The 208-nt window shown below is 37.0% G+C and carries 1 protein-coding gene; it reads left to right on the top strand.

What is annotated here, in order from left to right; all coding sequences use genetic code 11:
- Nucleotides 1-208, top strand: a 208-nt coding sequence (locus Q0787_RS19315; protein WP_298905111.1) for a hypothetical protein, incomplete at both ends; no start/stop codon positions are given.

Raw genomic sequence — 208 nt, 5'->3', positions numbered from 1 at the left:
ACTCAAACAATTTCGGTAGTAGATACTATCGCTCCAGATATAACAGCTTGTACTATAGAAAATACAGTATTAGAATGTTCTGACACGAATAACGAAACTCTTGCAGATGCATGGAATGCAGCTAACATTGCAGCTTTAGAAGCATGTGCTACTGATGCCTGTGATGCTGACCTAACTGTGTCTTCTGATTATGACTTTAATAACTTAA

Source organism: uncultured Psychroserpens sp. (genome assembly GCF_947492715.1).
GTDB lineage: Bacteria > Bacteroidota > Bacteroidia > Flavobacteriales > Flavobacteriaceae > Psychroserpens.
This window is presented reverse-complemented; position numbering and strand designations above follow the sequence as displayed.